At 71.4% G+C, this 24335-nt stretch carries 22 protein-coding genes, 1 tRNA gene and 1 pseudogene; 6 read left to right on the top strand and 18 right to left on the bottom strand.

Annotated features, from left to right (window positions below; genetic code table 11):
• Positions 1-18: 18 nt before the first annotated feature.
• From QBL21_RS02425 to QBL21_RS02415, 3 genes are all read right to left on the bottom strand, one after another.
• On the bottom strand, positions 19-1026 hold the full coding sequence (locus QBL21_RS02425) for an NAD-dependent epimerase/dehydratase family protein (RefSeq protein ID WP_407560294.1): 1008 nt from the start codon (positions 1024-1026) through the stop codon (positions 19-21).
• Between the two features lie 77 nt (positions 1027-1103).
• The gene (locus tag QBL21_RS02420; RefSeq protein ID WP_407560293.1) at positions 1104-1691 is read right to left on the bottom strand and encodes a hypothetical protein; all 588 of its coding nucleotides are present in this window, start codon (positions 1689-1691) and stop codon (positions 1104-1106) included.
• A 9-nt stretch (positions 1692-1700) separates the two neighbouring features.
• The gene (locus QBL21_RS02415) at positions 1701-2465 is read right to left on the bottom strand and encodes a TetR/AcrR family transcriptional regulator C-terminal domain-containing protein (protein ID WP_407560292.1); all 765 of its coding nucleotides are present in this window, start codon (positions 2463-2465) and stop codon (positions 1701-1703) included.
• 79 nt (positions 2466-2544) lie between these two features.
• On the opposite strand from QBL21_RS02415, the gene QBL21_RS02410 reads away from it, so the two are divergent.
• Positions 2545-4044, top strand: a complete 1500-nt coding sequence (locus QBL21_RS02410) for an MFS transporter (protein ID WP_407560291.1) — start codon at positions 2545-2547, stop codon at positions 4042-4044.
• Here the strand turns inward: QBL21_RS02410 and QBL21_RS02405 are convergent.
• Positions 4023-4877 (bottom strand): endo alpha-1,4 polygalactosaminidase, encoded by an 855-nt coding sequence (locus QBL21_RS02405; protein WP_407560290.1) that lies wholly within the window; start codon positions 4875-4877, stop codon positions 4023-4025. The genes QBL21_RS02410 and QBL21_RS02405 overlap by 22 nt on opposite strands.
• A 7-nt stretch (positions 4878-4884) precedes the next feature.
• The gene (locus QBL21_RS02400) at positions 4885-5805 is read right to left on the bottom strand and encodes a class I SAM-dependent methyltransferase (protein WP_407560289.1); all 921 of its coding nucleotides are present in this window, start codon (positions 5803-5805) and stop codon (positions 4885-4887) included.
• Between the two features lie 231 nt (positions 5806-6036).
• On the opposite strand from QBL21_RS02400, the gene QBL21_RS02395 reads away from it, so the two are divergent.
• Complete coding sequence (locus QBL21_RS02395; RefSeq protein WP_407560288.1) at positions 6037-7092, top strand: LacI family DNA-binding transcriptional regulator; 1056 nt, start codon at positions 6037-6039, stop codon at positions 7090-7092.
• A gap of 13 nt (positions 7093-7105) precedes the next feature.
• Here the strand turns inward: QBL21_RS02395 and QBL21_RS02390 are convergent, their stop codons facing one another.
• The 3 genes from QBL21_RS02390 to QBL21_RS02380 form a co-directional block, all read right to left on the bottom strand.
• Positions 7106-7846 (bottom strand): hypothetical protein, encoded by a 741-nt coding sequence (locus QBL21_RS02390; RefSeq protein ID WP_407560287.1) that lies wholly within the window; start codon positions 7844-7846, stop codon positions 7106-7108.
• A gap of 65 nt (positions 7847-7911) precedes the next feature.
• A complete protein-coding gene (locus tag QBL21_RS02385) occupies positions 7912-8295 on the bottom strand; it encodes a peptidase inhibitor family I36 protein (protein WP_407560286.1) in 384 nt (127 codons plus the stop codon).
• Positions 8296-8399: 104 nt separating this feature from the next.
• On the bottom strand, positions 8400-9314 hold the full coding sequence (locus tag QBL21_RS02380) for an aromatic prenyltransferase (RefSeq protein ID WP_407560285.1): 915 nt from the start codon (positions 9312-9314) through the stop codon (positions 8400-8402).
• A gap of 412 nt (positions 9315-9726) precedes the next feature.
• Between QBL21_RS02380 and QBL21_RS02375 the strand changes: the two genes are divergently transcribed.
• Together QBL21_RS02375 and QBL21_RS02370 are read left to right on the top strand one after the other, a co-directional pair.
• A complete protein-coding gene (locus tag QBL21_RS02375; protein ID WP_407560284.1) occupies positions 9727-11808 on the top strand; it encodes a 4-hydroxy-3-methylbut-2-enyl diphosphate reductase in 2082 nt (693 codons plus the stop codon).
• A gap of 62 nt (positions 11809-11870) precedes the next feature.
• Entirely contained in the window at positions 11871-12179 is a 309-nt protein-coding gene (locus QBL21_RS02370) for a hypothetical protein (protein WP_407560283.1), read from the top strand.
• 184 nt (positions 12180-12363) lie between these two features.
• Here the strand turns inward: QBL21_RS02370 and QBL21_RS02365 are convergent, their stop codons facing one another.
• The 3 genes from QBL21_RS02365 to QBL21_RS02355 all read right to left on the bottom strand — a co-directional run bounded on the left by QBL21_RS02365 (position 12364) and on the right by QBL21_RS02355 (position 14837).
• Positions 12364-13041, bottom strand: coding sequence for a class I SAM-dependent methyltransferase (locus tag QBL21_RS02365; protein WP_407560282.1), 678 nt, complete (start codon positions 13039-13041; stop codon positions 12364-12366).
• 69 nt (positions 13042-13110) lie between these two features.
• Complete coding sequence (locus QBL21_RS02360) at positions 13111-13905, bottom strand: SAM-dependent methyltransferase (protein ID WP_407560281.1); 795 nt, start codon at positions 13903-13905, stop codon at positions 13111-13113.
• A gap of 59 nt (positions 13906-13964) precedes the next feature.
• Entirely contained in the window at positions 13965-14837 is an 873-nt protein-coding gene (locus QBL21_RS02355) for an SAM-dependent methyltransferase (protein ID WP_407560280.1), read from the bottom strand.
• A gap of 137 nt (positions 14838-14974) precedes the next feature.
• Between QBL21_RS02355 and QBL21_RS02350 the strand changes: the two genes are divergently transcribed.
• Entirely contained in the window at positions 14975-16321 is a 1347-nt protein-coding gene (locus tag QBL21_RS02350; RefSeq protein ID WP_407560279.1) for a cytochrome P450, read from the top strand.
• A gap of 833 nt (positions 16322-17154) precedes the next feature.
• On the opposite strand, the gene QBL21_RS02345 is transcribed toward QBL21_RS02350, so the two are convergent.
• From QBL21_RS02345 to QBL21_RS02330, 4 genes are all read right to left on the bottom strand, one after another.
• On the bottom strand, positions 17155-17688 hold the full coding sequence (locus QBL21_RS02345; RefSeq protein ID WP_407560278.1) for a HEPN domain-containing protein: 534 nt from the start codon (positions 17686-17688) through the stop codon (positions 17155-17157).
• Entirely contained in the window at positions 17585-18622 is a 1038-nt protein-coding gene (locus tag QBL21_RS02340) for a hypothetical protein (RefSeq protein ID WP_407560277.1), read from the bottom strand. The genes QBL21_RS02345 and QBL21_RS02340 overlap by 104 nt, the downstream gene beginning before the upstream one ends.
• Positions 18623-18805: 183 nt before the next feature.
• On the bottom strand, positions 18806-19741 hold the full coding sequence (locus tag QBL21_RS02335) for a BsuBI/PstI family type II restriction endonuclease (RefSeq protein ID WP_407560276.1): 936 nt from the start codon (positions 19739-19741) through the stop codon (positions 18806-18808).
• Positions 19738-21189 (bottom strand): Eco57I restriction-modification methylase domain-containing protein, encoded by a 1452-nt coding sequence (locus QBL21_RS02330; protein ID WP_407560275.1) that lies wholly within the window; start codon positions 21187-21189, stop codon positions 19738-19740. Before QBL21_RS02330 ends, QBL21_RS02335 begins: the two co-directional genes overlap by 4 nt.
• A gap of 415 nt (positions 21190-21604) precedes the next feature.
• On the opposite strand from QBL21_RS02330, the pseudogene QBL21_RS02325 reads away from it, so the two are divergent.
• A pseudogene (locus tag QBL21_RS02325) lies at positions 21605-21832 on the top strand (cytochrome P450); the annotation flags it as partial.
• 124 nt (positions 21833-21956) lie between these two features.
• Here the strand turns inward: QBL21_RS02325 and QBL21_RS02320 are convergent.
• The 3 genes from QBL21_RS02320 to QBL21_RS02310 form a co-directional block, all read right to left on the bottom strand.
• Positions 21957-22029: transfer RNA gene (locus QBL21_RS02320), tRNA-Glu, on the bottom strand.
• Between the two features lie 140 nt (positions 22030-22169).
• Positions 22170-23576: a GntP family permease gene (locus QBL21_RS02315; RefSeq protein WP_407560274.1), complete on the bottom strand. Its 1407-nt coding sequence runs from the start codon at positions 23574-23576 to the stop codon at positions 22170-22172.
• A 145-nt stretch (positions 23577-23721) separates the two neighbouring features.
• Positions 23722-24270, bottom strand: coding sequence for a gluconokinase (locus tag QBL21_RS02310; RefSeq protein ID WP_407560273.1), 549 nt, complete (start codon positions 24268-24270; stop codon positions 23722-23724).
• Positions 24271-24335 lie beyond the last annotated feature (65 nt).

Here is a 24335-nt window from a genome sequence, read left to right as displayed (position 1 = left end):
GTCACTTCTTGGGCCGCGTCACTCCGCCGCCGCCAGCGCCGCCAGCAGCTCGCGCTCCCGCTCCGGGCTCAGCCCCGCGCGCCGCGGCCGGTCGAGGCCCTGCTCCCGCTCCCACGCCAGGGTGTCCGCCAGCAGCTCGGTCCGCGGCCGGTGCGTCAGCCCCGCCGCCACCGCGGCGGCGCCGCTGCGGGACGTGAAGCCCTCCCAGCCCGGCTCGTCCAGCCACATCGCCAGCGACTCGGCCCCCATGAACTGCTCCACGCCCTGCCCGCGCAGCCACGCGGACCCGGCTTCCGCCACCGGCCCGGTGTGCCCGCCGACCTCGCGGGAGAGCCGGATCCACTCCGCCAGCGGGAGGGTGGGGCCCACCGTGTCGTACGTGCCGGTGGCGCCGGACTCGGCGTTGTCGAGCATCCAGGCGGTGAGGTCCCGTACGTCCACGACCTGCGTCGACAACCGCGGTCCCGTGGGGACGAGCATGGTGCCCTCGGGGTCGCGGGCGGCGCGGGCGACCCAGTAGCCGGTACGGCCCGTGTGGTCGCCGGGGCCGCCGATGAGGCCGGCGCGGGCGATGACGAGCCGGTCGCCGACCGCCTCCCGGGTGGCCTGCTCGCAGGCGGACTTGGCCTCGCCGTACAGGTCGCGGTCGACCTCGTCGCGCTCGGTGGGCTCCATCAGCGGCGCGGACTCGTCGGCGCCGGGCTCGTGGTGGTCGGCGTAGACGTTGCCGGAGGAGACGTAGGTCCAGTGCCGTGCGCGGTCGGCGAGCGCGGCGAGCCCGCCGCGGACGAAGCCGGGCTGCCACGACACCTCGACCACGGCGTCCCAGGGGCGGTCGGGGGTACGGGCGGGCAGCGCGTCGTACGCATCCGGATCCCGGCGGTCGGCCACCACCAGCTCCGCGCCCTCCGCCGCCCCGCCGCTCTCACCGCGCGCGAGGCACGTCACCCGGTGCCCCCGCGCGAGCGCCAGCCGCGCCACTTCCCGGCCCACCCAGGCCGTACCGCCCAGCACGAGAATGTCCATCCCCGCAGCCAAGCACCGATTCCGCGGTGGCACAGCATCGCTACGCCGACAGCAGACCCCGCAGCCCCGGTCGTCGCTCAGCGGTGGGACGTGACGTACGCGAGCACCTGGCGGCCGCGTGGGGAGAGGCGGTAGCCGGTCTCCAGACTCTCGGTGAGGCCGAGGTCCTTCAGCCGGCGTACGTCGGCCTTGAAGCGGGCCGTTTCGCGGCCGGCGCTCGCGGCGAGGTCGGCGGCGCGGACGCCGGGGCGCTCGGCGAGCAGCGCGAGCGCGTCGGCGGTCCAGGGGCCGCGGCGGCTGCGGGCGTCGATGCGGGCGAGCCGGTCGGCGGCCTCGGCCAGCTCCCCGTCCGGCAGGTCACCGGCGGCGCGCAGGCCGGCCCGGGGGTCGGCGCCGGCGTAGCGCAGGGTGAGGCGGTAGGTGCGCCGGCCGGCGCCGGGGCGCAGGCTCGCCAGCAGCTCCGGGCGGCCGGCGAAGCCGGCGCGGCGGGCGTCGGCGTCGGTGATGTCCTCGGGGGCGACGGGCTCGACCGCGTCGAACGCCACCACGCCCGCGTCCGTACGCAGCGAGCCGCCGGAAGCGGCCTGCGGGCGCAGCCAGTTGCGGAACGCGAGGTCCACCTCCCCGGCGACCACGCGGTCCAGCACCTCCCGCTTGAACAGCACCGCGAACCCCTACGCGCGGCTCTCGGCCGCGGCCCGCGCGAGCCGGGCCGCCAGGCCGTCGAGGATGAAGCCGAGTCCCGCCGCGAAGGTGCCGTTCCAGTCGTCGTCGCGGAGGTAGTCGCTGGCGGCGAGCGTCGGGTAGCGGTCGCCGTCCGCGCGCACCCGCTCCTGCGCGAGGTCGCGCTCCGCGGCGGTGACGTCCAGCGCCACCTGGGTCGAGGCGGAGCCGAGGACGTGGTTGTGCAGCGCCCAGGTGGCGGCGAGGAGGTCGCGGCCGGTGAAGCCGGCCCGTACGAGCGTGGCCTGGAGCATCTCCATGCGGGCGAGGAAGTGGGGGCCGATGCTCGGCCGGCGGCGGGCCGGGACGGCGGCGGCCCAGGGGTGGCGCAGCAGCACGGCGCGCCAGGTGCCGAGCACCGCGGCGACGTCGTCGCGCCAGTCCCCCGCCCCGGCCGGCGTCCCGCCGGGCGGGACACCCGCCGCCGGCTCGGCCTCGCCGAAGATCGCGTCGACCGCGAGGTCGATGACGTCGTCCTTGGTGTCGACGTGCCAGTACAGGGAGGGCGCGACGACCGCGAGCCGGTCGGCGAGGCGGCGCATGGTGAGCCGGTCGATGCCGTCCTCGTCCAGCAGCGCGACGGCGGCCGTCCCGATCCGCGCACGCGTCAGCGGCGGCTCGCCGCGCGACGAGGTCCGCCTGGGCCGCACCCAGATGCTCCGCACCTCGCCCTGCCGGTCTTTTCGCTGGTCACGCGGCTTTCTCTCGCTGCCCACGCGGCTCAGTGTAGTACGGTACCCGACGTTCCCTAACACTGTTAGGGATCCCCATACGTCGTTAGAGAAGGATGATCCCGTGCCGGATGAGACGCACGCACGCGCCGGGGGCCGGCGCCGCTGGTGGACCCTGCTGGCCGTCAGCACGGCCCAGTTGCTCGTCGTGCTGGACAGCACGATCGTGAACATCGCCCTGCCGTCCGCGCAGCAGGCGCTCGGCATGACCGACGCGAACCGCCAGTGGGCGATCACCGCGTACGCGCTCGCCTTCGGCGGGCTGCTGCTCATCGGCGGCCGGGCCAGCGGGCTCCTCGGCCACCGCCGCGCCTTCGCCGTCGGCCTCGTCGGCTTCGCCGCCGCCTCCGCCCTCGGCGGGGCCGCGACCGGGCCGGAGATGCTCTTCGGCGCCCGCGCGCTCCAGGGCGTGTTCGCCGCGCTCCTCGCGCCCGCCGGGCTGTCGCTGCTGACGACGACGTACACCGAGACGCGCGAACGCGGGCGCGCCTTCGGGGTGTTCGCCGCGGTCGGCGCGGCGGGCGCGGCGGTCGGGCTGATCGCGGGCGGGCTGCTGACGCAGTACGCGGGCTGGCGCTGGTGCCTGTACGTCAACGTGCCCGTCGCGCTCCTCGCCGCCCTCGGCACCGCGTTCGTGCCGCACGCCCCGCCGCTGCGCACCGCGGGCCGGCTCGACGTGCCCGGCGCGCTGCTCAGCACCGCCGGCTTCGCCGCCGTCGTCTACGCCTTCAGCGAGGCCGAGCCGCACGGCTGGGGCGACCCGAAGGTGCTCGCGCTGCTCGGCGGCGGCGCGGTGCTGCTGGCGGCGTTCGTCGCCGTGGAGCTGCGGGCGCCGCACCCGCTGCTGCCGATGCGGGTGCTGCTGCACCGGGCGCGGGGCGGGGCGTTCGCGGCGATCACGCTGATGTTCGTCGCGATGTTCGGCTTCTACCTGTTCATGAGCTACTACACGCAGACGGTCCTCGGCTACTCACCCGTGGAGTCCGGGCTGGCGCTCGTCGTCAACGCCGCCGCCGCGCTCGTCGGCTCCATGCTCATCGCCGGGCGGCTGCACGGGCGGGTCGCGCCGGCGGCGCTGATCGTGCCGGGGCTGGTCGCCGCGGCGGCCGGGATGCTGATCCTGACCCGGCTGACGGCGGACAGCTCGGCCGTGCTGGGGGCGTACCTCGTACCGGCGCTGGTGCTCACCGGGCTGGGCCTGGGCTGCGTCATGCCGCCGACGGCGGCGCTGGCCACCGCGCAGATGCGCCCGCACGAGATCGGCGCGGCCTCGGCGGCGTACAACGCCTCGCAGCAGTTGGGCGCCGCGCTGGGCACGGCGCTGCTCAACACCCTCGCCGCGAGCGCCGCCGCCGCCCACCTCGCCTCCGCGCGCGGCACCACGGCGACGGCGGCCACGGTGCACGGGTACACCGCGGCGCTGACGGTGGGGGCGGCGGTGCTGCTGGCCGCTGCGTGCGTGACGTCGCTGCTCAGCACGCCCCGGCCGGAGCCGGAGCCGGCGGGCGGGCGCGCGGAGAAGGCGCCGGAGCCGGCCGTCGCTCAGCAGGTCTCGCGGACGTAGTCCGCCGCGCCCTCGGGGGCGACCATGCGGTCGCGGCGCACGACGCTGAGGCGGTCGGCCCACTCGCCGCAGGCCGCCGCGAGGCCGCCGGGCGTGTACTCGACGACCAGCACCCGGTCGTCGAACGCCGCGGCGTAGGCGCCGCACTCGTCGTACTCGCCGCACTCCTCCGCGACCGCGAAGTCCAGCCCGGTACGGGCCCGGTCGGGGGCCAGCTCCACGGTGTTCTTCTGCGCGACGGCCAGCCCCCGGCCGTGCGCGCGGTCGGCGAGGAGTGCGGCGTAGGACCGGGCGTGGGCGGCGGTGAGCAGGCGGGGGAAGCGGGTGTACGTGTCCAGGTTGTCGGGCTCGACGGCCTGGTAGCCCTTCGCGGCGCAGCCGTCGATCCAGCGGCCGACCTTCGCCGCGATGCGCTCGCGCTTGCCGGCGGTGCGCAGGTCGAGCACGGCCTCGCCCCAGTCCTCGTCGTAGACGACCTCGCCGGCCGCGTCGCGCAGCAGCAGGTCGGGGTCCCACTCGTCCTCGGCGCCGGGCTGGACCTGGAAGGCGTTGACGTAGCAGACGTTGTACGCGCCGGGGGCGGGGTCGTCGCCGCGGTCGCGGACGACGACGCCGACGCCGGGGGGCGGGTCGTACGCGCCGCCGATCTGGTAGTCGAGCCCGGCGCCCACCGGGGGCGGTTCCGGAGCCCGCGCCCCGCTTCTGCCCCCGCCTCCGCCTCCTCCGTCCCCGCCCCCGCCCCCGTCCCGCCACGGGGCGAGGAACAGGACCGCGGCCACGGCGGCGGCACCGGCGAGGAGCGCGAGGGCCCGGCGTGCTCGTACGCGATTCACCCCCTCACTATCGCCTCCGCAGGAAGGCGCTCGTCGAGGCCACCCCCACCAGCTCGAACGCGGTGTCCCCGGCGAGGTACGCGTCCGCCGCCTCCTTGACCCCCGGCCACGTGCGGTCCCCGTAGTCGTCCACGACCACCAGACCGCCCGGCGCGACGATCTCCTCGACCCACTCCAGGTCCGCGCGCACCCCCTCCGCGGAGTGGTCGCCGTCCACGATCACCGTCCCGTACGGGCGGTCGGACACGGCGCGGCGGATGCCGGGGTCGCCGGAGAACCCGCGGTGCAGCCGGATCCGTTCGGCCGGCACGCCGGCCAGCTCCAGGTTCGCCCGCACCACGGCCTCGCTGACGGGCGTGCCCGAGGGGTCCGCGGTATTGGCCGTGCCCGGCTGGAGCTGCACGTCGGCCAGCGGGTCCACGATCGTCAGCGAACACCGCCGCCCGGCGCGCGCGAACTGCCGGGTGAGCGCGGAGGAGAACATGCCGAAGAGCGTGCCGATCTCCAGCACGTCGTCGTTCGGCGGGCCGAGCAGCAGCGGGACGGTGAGCTTGCCGAGGATGTTCGGCGTGCCGCCCGCGATCCGGCCGACGCCGCGCAGCTCCACCTCGACCAGCGTGCGGAACGCGGCCACGACGTGCGCGCGGGCGTCCCGCTCCCCCGTCGCGGCCTCGACCTGCTCGACCAGGGTGTCGATCGACCCCTTCGTCGGCATCCGCAGCTTGCGCCCGTCCTGCTCGCCGAAGAGCAGCTCCAGTGTGTAGCGGGCGACGCGGGCCTCCCGGAGTTCCTTCTCCATCGCGTCGACGCGCGCGCCGAGCGCGTCGATGCCGCCGGCGTGGCGGTTCTTGCCGTTGGCGGTACCGGACTTGCGGACTGCGCGCTCGAAGCGGCGTCCCAGGCGTTCGATGGGGCGGATATTCGACATGCACTGCACCCCATCAGAGGCGGGGTGTGCGGGACGAGGGAAAAACAGCATCAAAGGGACCCGACATGAAGTGTTCACCTCCCGCTCACCCGATCGGACGGCGTGTCCCGGCCGACCGTGCGGTGTCCGTACCCGCCGGGACCGAACCTAGAATTGGCCGCATTCGCGGCTCCCAGGGCCCGCGCACCCGGACGCCGGGGTGGAGGAGCGGGGCGGAGGGAGCGAGGGGGCATGTCCCAGCAGCGACCGGGCGACGCCGGGGCGCCGACGATGCGCGATGTCGCCAACCGTGCCGGGGTGAGCACCATGACCGTCTCGCGCGTGCTGAAGGACGACACCCGCGTCAGCGACACCACCCGTCGGCGCGTCCTGGACGCCGTCGACGCCCTCGGCTACCGGCTCAACGCGACCGCGCGCAGCCTGCGCCTCGGCGGCAGCGGCATGATCGGGCTGATCGTCACCAACCTCGCCAACCCCTTCTACTCGCGGCTCGCGCTCGGCGTCCAGGAAGTCGCCTCGCAGCACGGGCTGAGCATGCTGCTCAGCAACACCGGCGAGCAACTGGACCGCGAGCGCGGGCTGGTGGAGGACCTGGCGTCGCGGCAGGTCGCGGGCATGATCGTGGTACCGGCGGGCGGCAGCCACAGCCACCTCACACCGGCGGCGCTGCGCGACATGCCGGTGGTGCTGGCCTCCCGGCCGCCGTCGGGTATGGAGGCGGACTGCGTCCTCGTCGACGACTTCGGCGGCGCCCGCGACGCCACCGCGCGGCTCCTCGCCGCCGGCCACCGCCGGATCGGCTTCCTCGGCAACCCGCCGTCCATCCACACCGGCGCCGAGCGCTACCGCGGCTACCGCGCCGCCCACGAGGCGGCCGGTCTGGAGCCCGACGACCGGCTCGTGCGGCGCGGGCTGACGGACGTGGCGACGGCGGAGCGGGCGGCACGGGGCCTGCTGGCGCCGGGCGGCTCCGGCGGGCCGGGCCCCGACACCGCCCGTGCCCCGGCCGCCCCCACGGCGCTGTTCTGCACCAACAACCGCCTCACCCAGGGCGCCATCCGCGCCGTCCGCGCCCTCGACCTGTCCGTCGCGCTCGCCGGGTTCGACGACTTCGACCTCGCCGACGTCCTCGGCATGCCGCTGACCATCGTGTCGTACGACGCCGACGAGATGGGCCGGCAGGCCGCGCGGCTCCTCATCGAGCGGATCAACGGCGGCCCCGCCGCCACCTGGCCCCCGCGGCGCACCGTCCTGCCCACGCACGTCATCCGCTACGGGCCGAAGTGAGCCGGCGGCGCGGTCAGACCTCCACGTTGTGCGCCATGGCGAGGTCGGCGTTCCCCGTGACCCGCAGCGGCACGCGCACCGCCGGGTTCAGGCTGCCGTTGACCGCCAGCAGGCTCGCCCGCAGGTCGGCCGGGGCCGGCTGCGTGTAGAGGTCGAAGCCCTCGTCGAGCACCGCGCGGAGCCCGGGGGCCGCGCAGGTGTAGTTCAGCAGCCGGTCGTGGGTGGTGTGCTGGATGTGCAGCTCGACGGTCTCGGTCGCGTACGCGGAGGCCAGGAACTCCTGGACGTTGCCCTCCCGGAGCAGCAGCCCGACGTCCAGCTCGACCGCCATCTCCGGCAGCACGAGCGAGATGCGCAGGAACCCCTCGTGCGCGTCGACGTACAGCACCGCGCCGTCGACGGCGATCGCCTCGCCCAGGTCGTACAGGTCGGCGCGGAGTTGGGGCGTCATCCGTACGACGATCCCGGGCCGGCCGGCGAAGCCCATGAAGACCACGCCGTCCTCCTCGGCGAACGTGCGGTGCTGCATGATCACGCTCACCGGGCCGGTGCCGGGCGGATGGAGCGTACGGGCGTGGGCGGTCAGCCGGTCGGTGAAGCTGGAGACCGTGATCCGCGGCAGCCGCCGCTCACCGAGCAGCAGCCCGGGCCGGTCCACCGGCCCCGGCGTGCGGGGGTCGAACACGTTGACCGAGATGCTCCCGGTGCCGCCGCTCGGTGTCTTCCGCTTACGGTCACGCCGCCAGAACGCCATGCGGTGACGCTAGCGCGACCGCGCCGGGACGGGTCCCCGGCGCGGCGGATCCGCGCGTACGGACGTCAGCAGGACATCCCGTTGGGCTTGTTGATCTCCACGGAGCTGAAGAAGTCCCGGAAGGAGGAGAAGAAGTTGCCCTTGCCGCCGGGGCTGGTGACGGCCATGCAGCCGGCGTAGTCGGCGTCCGACCACAGGTTGATGCGGTAACCCGTGCGGTTCCAGTCCGACTTGGCGCGGTCGTCCATGCCGATGGCGGCCAGGTTCGGGGTGTCGCTCTGGATCGCGGCCATCTCCCCGGTGCCGTCCAGGCCGGAGAAGAGGCAGTAGTGGTCGGCCGGACAGCGGTCGTAGCCGTCCGCCTGCGCCTGGGCGGACGCGCCCGGGGCGGCCAGCAGGGCGGCGGCCGCGGCGGCGGTGACGAGGGCGGCGTGGAACTTCTTGGTCATCTCTCTCCTCGGTGGGTGGCAGAACCCGAACACCCCGCCGCCCACGGTCTTCCCGGGGCGGCGGGGGATGGCGAGAGCAGAGGTTACCGGTCGGTCCTTATGTCTCAGTCCAGGGCTTCGAACGCCTTGACCAGCTTCCGCTGGTAGTCCGTGATCTGGTAGTACGACCCGAGCTTGTAGTACTCCTCCTTGGGCGTCAGCGTGACGCCGTAGACGAGGGTGCGGCTCTCACCGGCGTACGCGTACGGGGCGGAGGTGGCGTACCGGGAGAGCTGCGAGACCTCCGGCTCCGACTTCGTCGGGGCCAGCGTCGGGTCGGCGCTGATGACGGCGTAGGTGATGCGGTCGATGACGTCGGAGTCGTAGCCCAGCGTCGGGTAGACCGCGAACGAGCCGGCGGCGAAGTCCAGCCCCATCTCGGTCGGCTCCAGCAGCCCCATCTCGCGGGCCATCGACTTGACCCGCTCCGGCTGGAGGTGGTCGGCGTCCAGCTCGCTGAAGTACAGGTTCACCTGCCGCTTCGGGTAGTCCACCGAGACCATCTGGACCTTGTCCAGGCCGTAGGAGGCGAAGAGTTCGGCGTTCGCCCGCGCGCTCGCCGGCATCGAGGGGACGTCGAGCAGGGAGGTCAGCGGCTGCGGCTCGTTGGTCGGGAAGGACGCGTACGTCTTCTTGAACCCCGTGGTGACCATGCCGTCGATGGCGTACATACCGAGCGGGAATCCGTCGCGCAGCTCGGCGAGGAGATTGTCGACGGGGTGACCCGTCTTCTCGGTGAGGCCGCGCTCCAGCGCCGTCGTGAACGGGTCGCCGTGGTCCGTGGGCACCGAGATGCTGAAGTCGAGTTCCGTCGCACGGCGGCCGCCCGCCATGGAGAAGACGACGACGGCGTCCGCGAGCGCGTCCTGGTACGCGCTCAGCACCGGCCAGATCTTGTCGCGTGCGACGGGCACGTCCAGCAACCCGGCCGCTTCCTCCATGGCGGAATAGACACGTTCGACGTCGTTAGCCCCGGACATGGAATCCTCCGCTTGTCGATCACGAGCGACTATGTGGGGGCCAGGTCAGAATCATCGGTGGTCATCGAGGAGTGTCACCGACCGTGGCCACTGCCTGTTGCTCCACTCATCCGAGTATTGGCGAGCCGACTTGCGCGGGACTGTACAGTCGCTTGGCGCCGACTTGGCGGCAGGCGTAAGCGGCGGGGCCCACCTGCGAATTCCGCGGCGACCTGCCGGTTCGATGGCTGGCATTATGTACCCGCCGCGCGCCCGGACGGGAGACCCAAGTCGGCGCCAATTCAATCCTCAGTGCCGCACAAGTCGTCTGACAGATGCTGTCCGCTTAGCCGGAACACGGGAAATTCCCGGCGGCGGACGGGACCGATCCGCGTCGACCTCGAAGATGCACGAAGGATATTGAGAGGCGAACATGCCAACTCCCCGAGGCAGGGTCCTCCTGGCCGAACCGCGTGGCTTCTGCGCCGGTGTGGACAGGGCTATCGAGATCGTGGAGCGTGCGCTGGAGATTCACGGCGCGCCGGTGTACGTGCGCAAACAGATCGTGCACAACGAGCACGTGGTGCGTGAGCTGGAGGAGCGTGGTGCGGTCTTCGTGGACTCCGAGTCGGAGGTCCCGGAGGGCGCGGTGTGCATCTTCTCGGCGCACGGGGTGTCACCGCAGGTGCGCACCAACGCGGCGAGCCGGCAGTTGAACGTGATCGACGCGACGTGCCCGCTGGTGTCGAAGGTGCACCAGGAGGCGCGGCGGTTCGCGCGGGACGAGCGGACGCTGCTGCTGATCGGGCACGCGGACCACGAGGAGATCGAGGGCACGTACGGCGAGGCGCCGGACCGTACCCTGATCGTCGAGGACGCCGACGAGGCCCGCCGGATCGAACTCCCGGAAGGCACCAACGCCGCGTTCCTCACCCAGACGACGCTGTCGGTCGACGACACGTCGGAGATCGTGGACATCCTGCGCGAACGCTTCCCCGGCATCGTCGGCGCGGGCAGCGAGGACATCTGCTACGCCAGCCAGAACCGCCAGAACGCCATCAAGGCCATCGCGGTGGAGAGCGACTTCGTCCTGGTCATCGGCTCGGCCAACTCCAGCAATTCGGTGCGGATGGTGGAAGTGGCCGAAGCCCTCGGTACGCCCGGCAAGCTGCTGCCGTCGGTCGAACTGCTCGACCCGGCCTGGCTGGAGGGCGTGCAGACGGTGGGGGTCAGCTCCGGCGCCAGCGCGCCGGAGGTGCTGGTGGAGCAGGTCGTGGCACGTCTGGCGGAACTCGGGTACGGGGAGGTCGATTCGGTCGTGACCGCGAAGGAAAACGTGGTGTTCCGCCCGCCGGCGGGTCTGGAGCGCTCGAAGACCGACGAGGACGGAACCCCCGGGGACACGGTCGCCGGCGACGCGCACGTCGCCGACGCGGCCGCGGGGGAAGAAGCCGCCGGAGACGCCGCGCCGGCGGCCGGCCTGGGTGAGGCGACGAGCAGACTCCTCACCCGGGCCACGGCCCGAATAGAGGACCTGCTCGCGGCCGAGCGCAAGAAGTGGGGCGACGTCGACGACCGGATGACGCAGCCGATCGACGCGATCGCGCATCTGGTCGCGGCGGGCGGCAAGCGGCTGCGCCCCACGTTCTGCATCAGCGGCTACCTCGCCGCCGGCGGCGAACTCGACGGCTCGGACGCGGAGGAGGCGGTCGCCTCGGCGGGCGCCGCGCTGGAACTGCTGCACGCCTTCGCCCTCATCCACGACGACGTGATGGACAACTCCCCCACCCGCCGCGGCCGGCCGACCGCCCACATGAAGCACGCCGGCATCCACACCGAGCAGGGCTGGGCCGGCGAGCCCCGCCGCTACGGCGAGGGCGTGGCGATCATCGCCGGCGACCTGGCGTTCGGCTACGCCCACACCGTCACGGAGACCCTGTCGGGTCCGGCGCGGAAGGTGTGGAACCACCTCGGCACCGAAATGATCGTCGGCCAGCAGCTCGACATGGCCCTGGCCGCGGAACTCGCCCCGGACCCGGCCCTCGCCCGCTACGTCGCCGTCTGCAAGTCGGGCCAGTACACGATCCACCGCCCCCTGGCCCTGGGCGCGACGATCGCGGGCCGCGACGACCTGCACGCGGCGTTCGAGACGTACGGCGTGGCGGCGGGCGAGGCGTTCCAGCTCCGCGACGACCTCCTCGACGCCTTCGGCGACCCCGAGGTCACGGGCAAGCCGGCGGGCCTCGACATCAGCGAGCACAAGATGAACCTGCTGCTGGCCCTCGCCGCGACGAAGGACGCGGAGGTGGCGCGCCTGGTCGCGGACGGCCAGAACTGGAACGCGGCCGCCCTCCACGAGGCGCTGCTGGCGTCGGGGATGCGCGAGGAGGTCGAGAAGCGGATCGACGAGCTGGTGGAGACCGCGCACAAGTCCCTGGAGAAGGCCCCGCTGGCACCGGGCTGGCGGGAGCGGCTGGGCGAGATGGCCGTCCAGGTCGCCTACCGCGACCGCTGACACGGACCGCCCCGCTCCCGGGTGCGGTCGGGGGCGGGGCAGCGCGGCGCTAGGTTGGCGGGATGCTGACGCGTCCATGGATGAAGCTGCTGGCGGGCGGGCTGCTCATCGTCGGCCTGGTCCTGGTGGTCAACAACGCCGCGGCGATGACGAACGGCGACGTGGTCGACTGCGGCGGCCAGACGATGAGACCGGGCCAGGAGTGCACGCGGATCATCGGCGGCGATTCCAGCGAAGCGCTGGACTACGAGGAGATGAGGTCCCGCGAGAACCGGGACCGGATCATCGCGTACACGGGAATCGGCGTGGGCGCAGTGGGCATCGCGCTGTTCGGCGCGCATCTGGCCGCGAGGCGCCGCAGGTACGGGTAACACCGCGGACCTGACCGGGCCTGCGTGGTCGGAAGGTGGCCCGTGAAAGCCGTCCGGAATAACGCCTTCTGCCCTTGCGGAACTCCTCCGCGGGCCACCGAATGCGGCACCCCGAAATCCGCGCCGCGGGGGGCCTGAGTAATAGCCTTTCGTGCCGTCGACCAGTTCGCGTACCGCCCCCGCCTCAGGCGGTCGGTTTGCGCGCCATGACCACCACGCCCGGTGCCGTCTGGCCGTCGGCAGGCAGGCGCAGTTCGGCGACCGGGCAAAGGCCCGCTCCTTCGATCAGGGTCACGAGCTGCTCCGGGCGCCACTTGTGCGTCGTCCAGCGCACGCCCGTGCGTCCGTACGCCTCCGTCCGTACCACGTCCTCGTCCCCCACGTGCGTCCCGAGGAGGAAGTGTCCGCCCGGCTTCAGCGCGCGGGCGAACAGGGCCAGCACCTGGGGCAGGACGTCGCGCGGGAGGTTGAACAGCGACCACCAGCCGAGCACGCCGGCCAGGGAGGCGTCGTCGAGTTCGAGGTCGGTCGCCGAGGAGACGCGGTAGCGGCACTGCGGGTGCAGGCGGCGGGCGTTGTCGATCATGGCGGGTGAGAGGTCCACGCCGGAGACGTCGAGGCCGCGTTCTGCGAGGTACGCCGTCACCTGGCCCGGTCCGCAGCCGACGTCGAGGACGGGGCCGGAGTCGCCCACGGTGTCGGCGAAGGCGTCCATCGACGCCTTGAGCCAGGGGTAGCGGCGGATGTCGCCCATGCCTGTGGTCTGGAGCAGGTGGACGTAGTTGTCGGCCACTTGGTCGTAGGACTCCCGGACGGCGTCGAGATCCGCCGGCCGGTCGATACGGGGTGCGGGTGCGTGCATCCGGCCACCGTAGGGCAGGGCTCTGACATTGCCGCGGGACCGGCCGGCGGTCGGCCGGGCGCGTGCTCCTCAGGGCTTGCGGCCCACGCCCGCGTAGATGCCGATCTCGCCGTACCGCGCCGGCGGCGGCGTGTCCGGGCGCCAGAACGGGACCTGCACCAGCCCGGGTTCGGCCAGGTCGAAGCCGTCGAAGAACGGCTCGATCTCCGCGTACGGGCGCAGGTTCAGGCCCGCGGTGGCCTTGCGGTAGACGGCCTGGGCGTCCGTACGGTCGGCGAAGTCGCCGGTGGCGTGCGAGAGCACCAGGTAGCTGCCGGACGGGAACGCGTCGCGCAGGGTGGCGACGACCCGTCCGGGCTCGTCCGCGTCGGTGAGGAAGTGCAGTACGGCCACGAGGAACACGGCGACCGGCTCGTCGAAGTCGAGGACCCGGCGGACGTCGGGGTGGTCCAGGATCGTCTGCACGTCGCGCACGTCGGCGAGCACGATGCTGGTCGAGCCGGAGCCGCTGAGCAGCGCGTCGGCGTGGGCGCGGACGATCGGGTCGTTGTCGACGTAGACGACGCGCGTGTCGGGTGCGGTCTCGTGGGCCGTCTCGTGCACGTTCGGGGAGGTGGGCAGGCCCGTACCGATGTCGAGAAGCTGGCGGACGCCGGCGCCGACGACGTGGCGGACGGCGCGCTGGAGGAAGGCGCGGTTCGCGCGCAGGCCGATCCGCGCTTCGGGGGCGGCGGCGACGAGTTGCTCGCCGGCCACGCGGTCGACCTCGTAGTTGTCCTTGCCGCCCAGCAGGTAGTCGTAGATCCGCGCGGGATGCGGTCTGGTGACGTCTATCTCCTCGAAGCGGAACCCGTCCGGTGTCACGCTGCGCTCCTCTCGACCTTCGCCACAGTAGTCGGCCGCGCGGGCGGCCCCCAGTCCCGTCAGTCCGTCTTGCGGCCGACGCCCGCGTAGATCCACTGCCGTTCGGCGCCGGGCGGGGCGGCCGTACCCGGCCCGGAGCGCCACACCGAGCCGGTGGTCGGCTCCGGGCGCCACAGCGACAGGGTGGTCAGGCCCGGGTCGAGCAGGTCGAAGCCGTCGAAGAGCGACAGGATCCCCGCGCGGTCGCGCAGGGTGAGGGGGGAGCTGGCCTTGCGGTAGACGTCGGCGGCCTTCTGGACCCGGCCGTCGGTGTCGAACTCGGAGGTCGAGTGCGAGATGACCACGTGGCTGCCGGGCGCCATGGCGGCGCGTAACCGGGCCACGATCCCCTGCGGGTCGTCCTCGTCGCCGATGAAGTGCAGCATGGCCAGCATGATCACGGCGACCGGCTCGTCCAGGTCGATGACGCCGCGCAGTTCGGGGTCGGCCAGGATGTCCTCGGGGTACCGGGCGTCGCCCTGGATGACGGCCACCCCGGGCGACTTGCCGAGCAGCGCCCGCCCGTGGCTGGCCACGACCGGGTCGATGTCCACGTACGCCACGCGCGCGTCGGGGGCGGTGTGCTGGGCGATCTCGTGCACGTTCTGGTGGGCGCCGGCCTCGACCGGCATGCCGGCGCCGATGTCCACGAACTGCCGGATGCCGGATGCGGCCAGGTCCCGTACGGCGCGCCGCAGGAACGCGCGGTTCTCCCGCGCCATCAGGGGCGCGTCCGGGACGTGCCGCCGGACCTCCTCCATGACCTCCCGGTCGTGGGCGAAGTTGTCCTTGCCGCCGAGGAAGTAGTCGTAGATCCGCGGGACTTTCGGTTTCCAGAGGTCGAGTGAATCCACCGTCGCGTGTTCTCTCCCCTGCCCTGACGGCTTCGTCATCGAAGCCTCCTGCCGTGTTACCGAATACGTGGAAGCATGCGAGCCTACCGACCGGCCGACCGAGCCGCCCGGCCCTGGCCGGGATCAGTGGCGGGCGCTGCCGGAACGTGACTCGACGGACGCACGGAAGGAGTGCCATGCCGGACGACGGCATCGACCGGATTCCCGGCCCGCCCGCGGAGGGCGACGGCGTCAAGGCGATCGTGGCGGCGGGAGGGCTGCACAACTACCAACTGAAGCTGCACACCGAGTACGGCCCGCTGGTGCGGTTCCCGCTGCCGGGCGCGGACGTGGCCGTGTCGGTCGCCGACCCGGTGCTGCTGGAGGCCACCGCGGAGATCAACAAGCGGCCGGAGAAGCTGTTCGCGTTCCTGGAGCCCCTCCAGGAGTCGGGCAACGTGCAGACGCTCCCGGTCGGCGAACACGTGCCGTGGCGCCGCGTGATGCTGTCGGTGCTGGCCGGACGGCCCGCGCACGAGGCGCACTTCGCGGAGTTCACGGCGCTGACGGCCGCGATGGCGGACAGGTGGGCGGAGCACGCGGGGGACGGCCCCGTCCAGCTCCAGAAGGACCTGAGCAAGCTGTCGCTCCAGATGATCTGCGAGTTCGCGTTGGGCAGCGGGCTGGAGTCCGAGGAGTCCGCCGAGCGGGTCGTGTCGGCGTTCGAGGACCTGCTCACGGACTATCTGGCGCAGCTCTACCAGGTCGACGTCGGGGTGCCGGAGGCGGAGCGCCGCGCCCGCTCCGAGGAGGCCCTGACCTACCTGCGCGGCACCGTCGACCGGGTGCTCGCCGAGCACCGGGAGCGCGGCACCGCCGAGCGGGCCGACCAGAGCGACATGATCGCCGCCCTGGTCACGGCGGGCGAGGAGCCGGCGCGGATACGCGACACGGTGCTGATGACCATGATGGCCGGCCACCACACCACCGGAGTCGCCATCTCCTGGGCGCTCTACCTGCTGTCCCGGCACCCGGAGGCGGCCGACCGCGCCGCCGCGGAGCTGGACCGGGTGCTCGGCGACCGCGCCGCGCCCGACTACGGCGACCTCAGGCAGCTCACGTACCTGGACATGGTGCTGCGGGAGGCGATGCGGCTGTACCCGCCGGGCCCGTACGGCGCCCGCGAGGCCACCGAGGAACTGCGACTCGGCGACGTCACCGTGCCCGCGGGCACGGTGATCTTCTATCCGTTCTGGGCCGTGCACATGAACCCGGAGCACTGGCCGGACCCGGAGACGTTCGACCCGGAGCGGTTCACGCCGGAGGCCGCCGCCGGGCGGCACCGGCTCGCCTACATCCCGTTCGGCATCGGCCCACGGAGCTGCGAGGGCGCCACGCTCGCGATGGTCGAGGCGAAGCTCGTCCTGGCGGTGCTGCTCAAGCGGTTCCGCTTCGGGCTGGCGCCCGGTCAGACGGTCACGCCCATCGAACGCTTCGTCCTCTGGGCCGCCGAGGACATCCGCATGGACCTCACGCCGCGGTGACCCGCCGGCCGCGCCCGGGTCCTCCCGGGCGCGGCGGCACGCGGCCGGAACCCGGCGGACCACAGGCAGCACGCAGCAAAAGACCCTCCCGACTGCGTTACGCAGGTCAAGAGGGTCGTGCGCGTGCCCCCAACGGGACTCGAACCCGAAATAGTTACCTCGCTGAGCTGCGGATATGTGCGGGAGCCCGGACATTGCACCCTTCTGCATCCCCCTGAGCCCAGCTCGATCCTGCTCGACCTTGCCCCTTTGCTGACATGTCAGCAAAGGGCGGCGTGACGTTATGACTGCAAATCGCAGGTCGCCGCGGTGCCCTCCGGCGCCTCTGATTCTCGCCCCTGTCGACCGTGATCCTCTTGCCGGAGCCATGCGCTACGACCGGGCGGCAGCCGACGCTGCCCGCGATGAGCGGCTCGGCCGGGCTATTGAGCGACCTGACAGTCGAGATCGTCTGAGCCCGAGGGCTCTCGGTACGCGTCGTGGAGGAGGCGCAGGACGATCAAGAAGGCCACGGCGAGTCGTGAGAACTACTCATCCTTCTGGGCAGAGACACTTCCCGCCATGGCACGGAGTTCCTGGAAGGGATCGGACAGTTCTCCTGGGTGGCACGGATCGACGTCGACAGCCGTTGGCGCTGGTGGCACCGGCCCCAGGGCTGATCCCGCTGCTCCAGAGGGGACAACTGGAGCGCTGAGCTACGGTCCGCATACCTGCTGTCCACTTCCCACCCCGAGGACTGGGGCGAGGCGCAGGCGGAGTCCAGGCGGGGCGACTGCTTCAAGGGTGCAGAGACCTGAGCGGTACCGGACGCACGTCCCCAGAAGGGAGGCCACTCAGGAGTCGGCCTGCGGGGCTGCCAGCCACTCGCGCGCAGCCCGTGACGTCGCCCTCAGCTCTGGGTGTTCCTGCACGATCTGTCGCTGCCGCTCGGCCGGCAGCCTGAGCTCGTGCAGCACATTGAGGATCACGACCGCCGTGGTCACCCTGACGACGGCGATCAGTTCCGCGAACGAGTGGTTCGGCGTCCTGCCCTCGTGCGCGAGGTCGTTGCGCGCCCGCGTCGTTCTCGTAGCCCAATGGCCAATGTCCGGCATGAGGAGCGCCATCGCTTCGTGATCAGGGCGCTCGGCGAGCGCGTGGAGCCGGTCCCGGAGCGTCGGATCGTTACGGATCGCACCCCGGAACCGGTCGCGATGCTCTTCTGGCACCTGCGCTAGCATCGCCTCGCGCATTTCCTTGAATTCCGCTTTAAGAAACGGCTTCTCATCGATGCGCAGGCCGCGGTGCAGCACCTCGGCAGCGCCCACCGCCGTCAGGAGTTTGTTCTCGACGAAGCTGGCCGGCGCGTAGCGCAGGCCCAGGATCATGTTGGTCGCCGCCTTCAGCCGGCCGTGCGCCTCGCACCAGCGGGGCACGACCTCCTCGAACGGGAGCGACGCACAGGTGAAGAACGCGGTTGGGGTCGGCGGCCTTGTCATCATGTTGGCCGAGTGCGGCGGGTGAGTAGAGCACGTCCGCGTGGTGACGCGGCGCGAGGCGACCGTTCGTCCCGGTCACTTGCAGCCGCAGCCAGATCACGCCGGCTGCACGGTTCGTCGCGAGGGCGATCAAGTCCTGTACGAGGCTCGCCGTCGCCCACGCTGCACGCACGGAGAACGGAGCTGCCGAGACAGCTCGCACGAACGTCGCGTCTCGCGTACGCCCCACGGTCCCGCCCTTGCGCTCGTCGAAGAACGGCAGAGTATGGCGGTGCTCAAGGCGGAACTCGGTCTCATCAACGACGACCGACTGCGCCTCGACCGGCTCCACGGAGATGCTCCCGGTCCCGTCGATCTTGCCGTCTGGAGCGCCGAGGAAGCCTCTGAAAACGAACGACGACGCCCAGAGCCCGAGGTCCTCGACCGAGACCTCGGCCGCGGAGAATGCAGCGTCCTCCTCGCCGCTGACATGCGCGCCGATGATCGCGGTCATCGCCGCCACGATCTGCTTGTCCGGGCTCTTCACTCGCGCGAACAGGGTCCGCTTCCCGCCCTTGGGGACGCAGCCAATGAGGGTGATCTCGCGCTGCTCGGCAGCGCCATGGATGACATCCCACATCCTGGTGCCCTCGTGGTACGCGGTCACCCCAAGAGCAGGGTTCGAGGTGATGCGATCTGCGAAAGCGCCGATCAACGAGAGCGAGAGGCCCCCCTCGGGGGCGTACCGGAGCACTCCCGGGACCTGCTCGTCAGGGGCATCGGGCAGCCACCACCGGTCGGCCCACTCACCGGCCTCGTCGAGGTTCAGAGGATCGTTTGTCATCGTTCTCTCCCGCGGGGACGACTTTTTACCCGAGCTAGTCGCCCCTCCATGCCGGAATTCCACCATGTCGCCGTTACTTGTGCCGTGGGTCGCTCGCGTAGTCCATAAGCACTGTGGCCCTGTGATCGACGGGACAACGGGGGCTCAGTGTCGTTAGAAGATGCCTGAAGACGCGACCTCCGCCTAGGCGTACGGTCCGAGGAAGCGCTCGCCGTTGAGGTGGATCATGTGCGTTGGGTCCGACGCGCACCACGCTTCGGTCTCCCACGCAAGATCGGCGAGGAACTTGCGCATCGTCGGCCGATCAGGGAAACAGGACACGTAGACCAGGCCGGCCGTCGATCCGGCGAACAGCGCCTGGAGTTCACCACGACGCTTGGCATCGACAGGTCCATGCGTCGAGGCGGCCTCCATCAGGAAAAGCCAGTTCTCATCCTCCTGGTAGACAACGAGGTCAGGCAACTTGCCATGCGTGTCGACCGAGACTCCAAGCGAAGCGAGCTTCTGCTCGTCGAAGTGCATGAGCTTCTCGTCGGCGTCACCGATGTAGAGCACTTCGCCGCCGGGCACGAAATACCCGCAGAAGTCGTCGATCATCTGCTTGATCAGAACGTTCTGCCCACCGCCTCCGAGCGAGAGTTCCATTCCGCCGGGGAGCGTCACGGGGATGCGGGTCAGGGTCCGTGCGGCCTGATACTTCGACAGCAGACCGGGAGCCGCGGCGAGATACTCCTGGAGCGCGTCGGCGAACGCAGGCGTGCCGTGGAGCCTGATGACCTCGAGCGCCTTGGGGTTGAGGCGGTAGTTGTTGGCGCTTGAGTTCGTCGGCCGGCCGGGGGCGTCATCGTTGTAGATGACAAACCCGGCGTCACGGAACTGGTGCAGCGTCTGTCGCCGGTAGGCCTCCCGCGTGTTCTCGGCGATCTCGTGCCCGAGCTGGTCACGAATCCAGTCGAGAATCGCGCGGACACCGAGCATCTCGTTCGTTGCATCGGCCCACGAGGAGTCTTCCTTCAGCTGAGCAAGGGCCAGCAGTGTGCGTCCGCTGCGGTCGTTTGAGCGTCCCATGTCAAAGCCGAAGGCCTTGAGGATCTTCTTGGCCTCGTCGAGCCGTGTCATGCCTTTACCTCCGTCGGCGCGAGGACAGCTTCCACCGCAGCGTCGATCTCCAGCTGGTCGCGCGAGGTTACCGCCGACAGCTGCCGCAGCTGGTCGAGCGAGGGGAAACGCATCTGCCGCAGATCGGTCGCATTCACCTGCGTGTGGCCGGAGAAAACGCGGAAGTAGCTGTCGAGTTGAGTCGAGTTCAGGAAGACCGACAGACCATCGGCGACTTCAGCTTCCAGGCCGTGGCCGTCTTGGTGGACGTAGTTGAGCTTGTTGTCGAAGGCGACCTCGCCCTCCGACCGCCAGACGGCGCTAACGACGCGCCGGCGCTCTTCCTTGGCAGAGAAGCGCTTGATCAGCACATAGTCGCCGCCAGGCACTAGCAGCTTGGCCGCGTCTGCTGGCTCGGCGTGGAACCACTCCGGCTTCTTCGCACCGACGGGGTGCTGCGTGACCCCACCACGGATGTGCGTGGCATTGACCATGGGCACTGCACCGCGGATGTGCTCGTGGCGCAGCATCTCGCGGGAGCGGAAGTCGACGACCCGGCCGGTCGAGACCGTCAGCCCGAGATCGGCCAACGTGTGGCGGGCGTGGGTGTTCATCCACGCGACGGCCTGCGCGTCGCCCTCGGTCGCAGGAACATGAATGAAGTCGGGGGTCACGACGTCCCCGTAGGCGACCATACGAGAGGACGGCGTGCTGTTGTGATCGTGCGAGGTATGGACGACGACGTTGTCCGGGGTGCGGCCGCGTGTCGCCGAGACCACGATGGACTCCTGGAGCACGCCGGTATCCCCGAAGACCTTTGAACGGCTCTCGAAGCTATGGATCGCGTCGATGCCTGCCGCGCCCACGAAGCTCCGGCGGAACGCCGCGTAGTAGGGGCCGTTCATCCAGGAGCGCGGGGTGATGGCGACTTGCTGGCCACCATCGACGAGCAGCCGCAAGCCGAGGCCAAGGAATGCCGCGTAGATGTTCGGCACGATGATCTTCGCGCTGCGCAGAAGGTTCTGGGACTCGCTCCCGGTGCGGAGCTTCGCGTAGGGCGGGTTCTGGATGACCAGGTCGAAGCGCTGGTTGGTCGTTAGCGCCCAGGCCAGGAAGTCTGCATCGACGAGCTCCGTGGTGACGCCTTGGACCGTCTCGAGGTCGCCCAGAGTCTCCACCAGTGCAGCGTGGAGGACGGCGTCGTTCTCTACAGCGACGATGTGGGCGGACAGGCCAGGGCGCTCAACGCGGAGCCGGTCGACAAGAGCTGCTGACAAGATCCCGCTGCCGGCCCCGGGGTCGAGCACTCTGATGCTCTCGAGCTCGACGACACGCGGCAGCCCGGCAATGATCTGAGCCGCGAAGTGCGGCGTGAAGTACTGGCCGCGCTGCGCCTGTTCCTCAACATCGAGTCCAACCAAGGCAGCCCTGCGGCGCGCTTCGGCCCGCTCGAGGAGCTCCACGCTCATACGACGACGTCCTGTCTCTCGGATGTGTCAATCATGCCGGAACGACGTGTTTCGTTGCGGATCCCAGTGGTCATCCAGCGGCCCCCCTGTGCCTTCCCGAGGCTTCCGGGGCTCCTGCTGCACGGAAGCTTCTGTGCGGGCTTGGCGGACCTCCGAAATGTAATCGCAGCCCGGGGCGAAGGTGACCAGCGAGGTGCCGACCTTCCCTGGCCAGGTCGGCCCTCCCCGCCTGAGTGCCGGCTGCTCGGCGTGAGTGAGCCCGCTCCCTGCGGCGCGCCGCTGGTAGGACAGGTAGATGCCGACCGTGTCGGTCTCCGCGATCTGTCTGTCCAGGCATGCGAGGCTCGCGCGGAGGTGCTTTGCGCGCTGACAAGACCTTGCCCAGCAGGCCACAGCCATCCTCGTCTTCGGCACCAGTCCGGAGGCCGCCGCCGGGCGGCACCGGCTCGCCTACATCCCGTTCGGCATCGGCCCACGGAGCTGCGAGGGCGCCACGCTCGCGATGGTCGAGGCGAAGCTCGTCCTGGCGGTGCTGCTCAAGCGGTTCCGCTTCGGGCTGGCGCCCGGTCAGACGGTCACGCCCATCGAACGCTTCGTCCTCTGGGCCGCCGAGGACATCCGCATGGACCTCACGCCGCGGTGACCCGCCGGCCGCGCCCGGGTCCTCCCGGGCGCGGCGGCACGCGGCCGGAACCCGGCGGACCACAGGCAGCACGCAGCAAAAGACCCTCCCGACTGCGTTACGCAGGTCAAGAGGGTCGTGCGCGTGCCCCCAACGGGATTCGAACCCGTGCTACCGCCTTGAAAGGGCGGCGTCCTGGGCCACTAGACGATGAGGGCCGACGGCCCGCCGGGGCGCTGGCTGAGCTGCGCTCGGGGGCTCCAGCAGGATATGGGATGGCGGGGGAGATCGCCAAAACGATTCCGTCCGGAGCCCTGCGCGCACCCGGCGGGCCGTGAAGCCCGCAGGTGGGACGGGGTCAGGCGATGACGAAGAGGAGTGAGGCGAGGCCGAAGGCCGAGAGGCCGATCGTCGTTTCCATCACGGTCCACGTCTTCAGCGTCGTCTTCACGTCCATGTTGAAGAACCGGCCCACGAGCCAGAACCCGGAGTCGTTCACATGGCTGGCCGTGACCGACCCCGCCGCCGTGGCCAGGACGATCGCGGCGAGCTGCACCGCGTTGTAGTCCGCGTCGAGGACGACCGGCTGGATCAGCCCCGCGGCCGTCGTCAGCGCGACGGTGGCGGAGCCCTGGGCGATGCGCAGGGCGGTGGCGACGACGTACGCGACGACGATGACCGGCAGGCCGAGGTCGCTCATCGCGTCGGCGAGGGCGTCGCCGATGCCGCTGGCGCGCAGCACGCCGCCGAACATGCCGCCGGCGCCGGTGATGAGGATGATCGCGCAGACCGGGCCGAGCGCGGAGTCGACGAGCTTCTCGATCGTCTCCAGGCCCTTCCCGCGGCGGGTGCCCAGGACGTACGAGGCGACGAAGACGGTCAGCAGCAGCGCCACGGGCGTGGAGCCGAGGGCGCGGGCGACGTTGTACCAGGACTCCGTGCCCTCCACCCAGCCCGCCGCGCGGGCGGTGTCGAGGCCGGTGTTGGCGAAGATCAGCACCAGCGGGAGCAGGAGCAGCGCGATGACGGTGCCCGCGCTCGGCGGGGCCTCCTGCTTCTCCTCCTCCGGACCGCCGGTGAGGATGTCCGGGACTTCGAGGACGATCTTCTCGCCGATCCACAGGCCGTAGAGGTAGCTGGTGACGTACCAGATCGGGACGGCCATGACCACGCCGATCAGCACGACGAGGCCGACGTCCGCGCCCAGCAGTTCGGTTGCGGCGACGGGGCCGGGGTGCGGCGGCACGAAGACGTGCATGACGGAGAACGCGCCGGCGGCCGGCAGCCCGTAGCGCAGCACGCCGCCGCCGAGGCGGCGGGCGACGGTGAAGACGATCGGCAGCATCACGACGAGGCCGGCGTCGAAGAAGATCGGGAAGCCGAAGATCAGCGACGCGACGCCGAGCGCGAAGGGGGCGCGGTCCTCGCCGAACTTCTGGATCATCGTGTCCGCGAGGCTCTGCGCGCCGCCGCTGACCTCCACCAGCCGGCCCAGCATCGCGCCGAGACCGACGAGCAGCGCGACGCTGCCGAGCGTCGTGCCGAAGCCCTCCGTCGCCACGGGGATCACCTGGGCGGCCGGGATGCCGGCGGCGAAGGCGGTGAGGATGCTGATGGTGACCAGCGCGAGGAAGGCGTGGACGCGCAGGTAGATCACCATGAACAGGAGCACGGCCACCGCCGCGCCGGCTATCGCGAGCAGCGGGCCCGCGTCCATCGTCTGGGTCCAGTCTTCGACCTCTTGGGCCAGATGCACCGTCGTCATCGGAAAAGCTCCATCGCTTCTCGGGTACGGGGACGGGGTCGGGGTCGGGGGTCCTCGGGGGTTCGGGGGGCCACGGTCCGTACGGGGGGCCACGGTCCGTACGGGGGCATGGGGGTGCCGTCGTCGTACGTCCCGTGCCGCCGCTCTACGCGCCGGACCGCCCCAGCCGGCGCAGCGCCTCCTCCGCCACCTCCTCCGGCGTCGCCCCGATGTCCACCACCACTCCGTCCTCCTCCGGCCCCAGCGGCTCCAGGTCCGCCAACTGCGAGTCGAGCAGCGCCGGCGGCATGAAGTGGCCGGACCTGCCGCCGATTCGGCGGGCCAGGGTGTCGTGGTCGCCGTGGAGGTGGACGAAGCGGACGCGGGGGCCGGCGTCGCGGAGGACGTCGCGGTAGGCGCGTTTGAGTGCGGAGCAGGTGACGATCGCGTTCTCGCCGGCGTCCGCGCGTGCGGCCAGCCATGCGGCGATGGCCCGCAGCCAGGGGCCGCGGTCGGCGTCGGTGAGGGGGGTGCCGGCGCGCATCTTCTCGATGTTCGTACGGGGGTGGAAGTCGTCGGCCTCCGCGAAGGCCCAGCCGAGGCGGTCGGAGAGGAGCCGGGCGACGGTCGTCTTGCCGGCTCCCGACACACCCATGACCACGAGTCCGGTGGGGACGCCCGGTGGGGTCGGCGGGCGCTGGGGGGTCGGGGACATCAGAGCCTCACTAGAATGGTGTTACCAATCGCCGGGAAAGGTAGCACCAATGCCCGACAGAGGGG

It is taken from the genome of Streptomyces sp. 184, assembly GCF_045781775.1.
In the GTDB taxonomy this organism is placed as follows: Bacteria; Actinomycetota; Actinomycetes; order Streptomycetales; family Streptomycetaceae; genus Streptomyces.
Note: the sequence above shows the minus strand (reverse complement) of the source record. Positions and strands in the feature narration are given on the sequence as shown.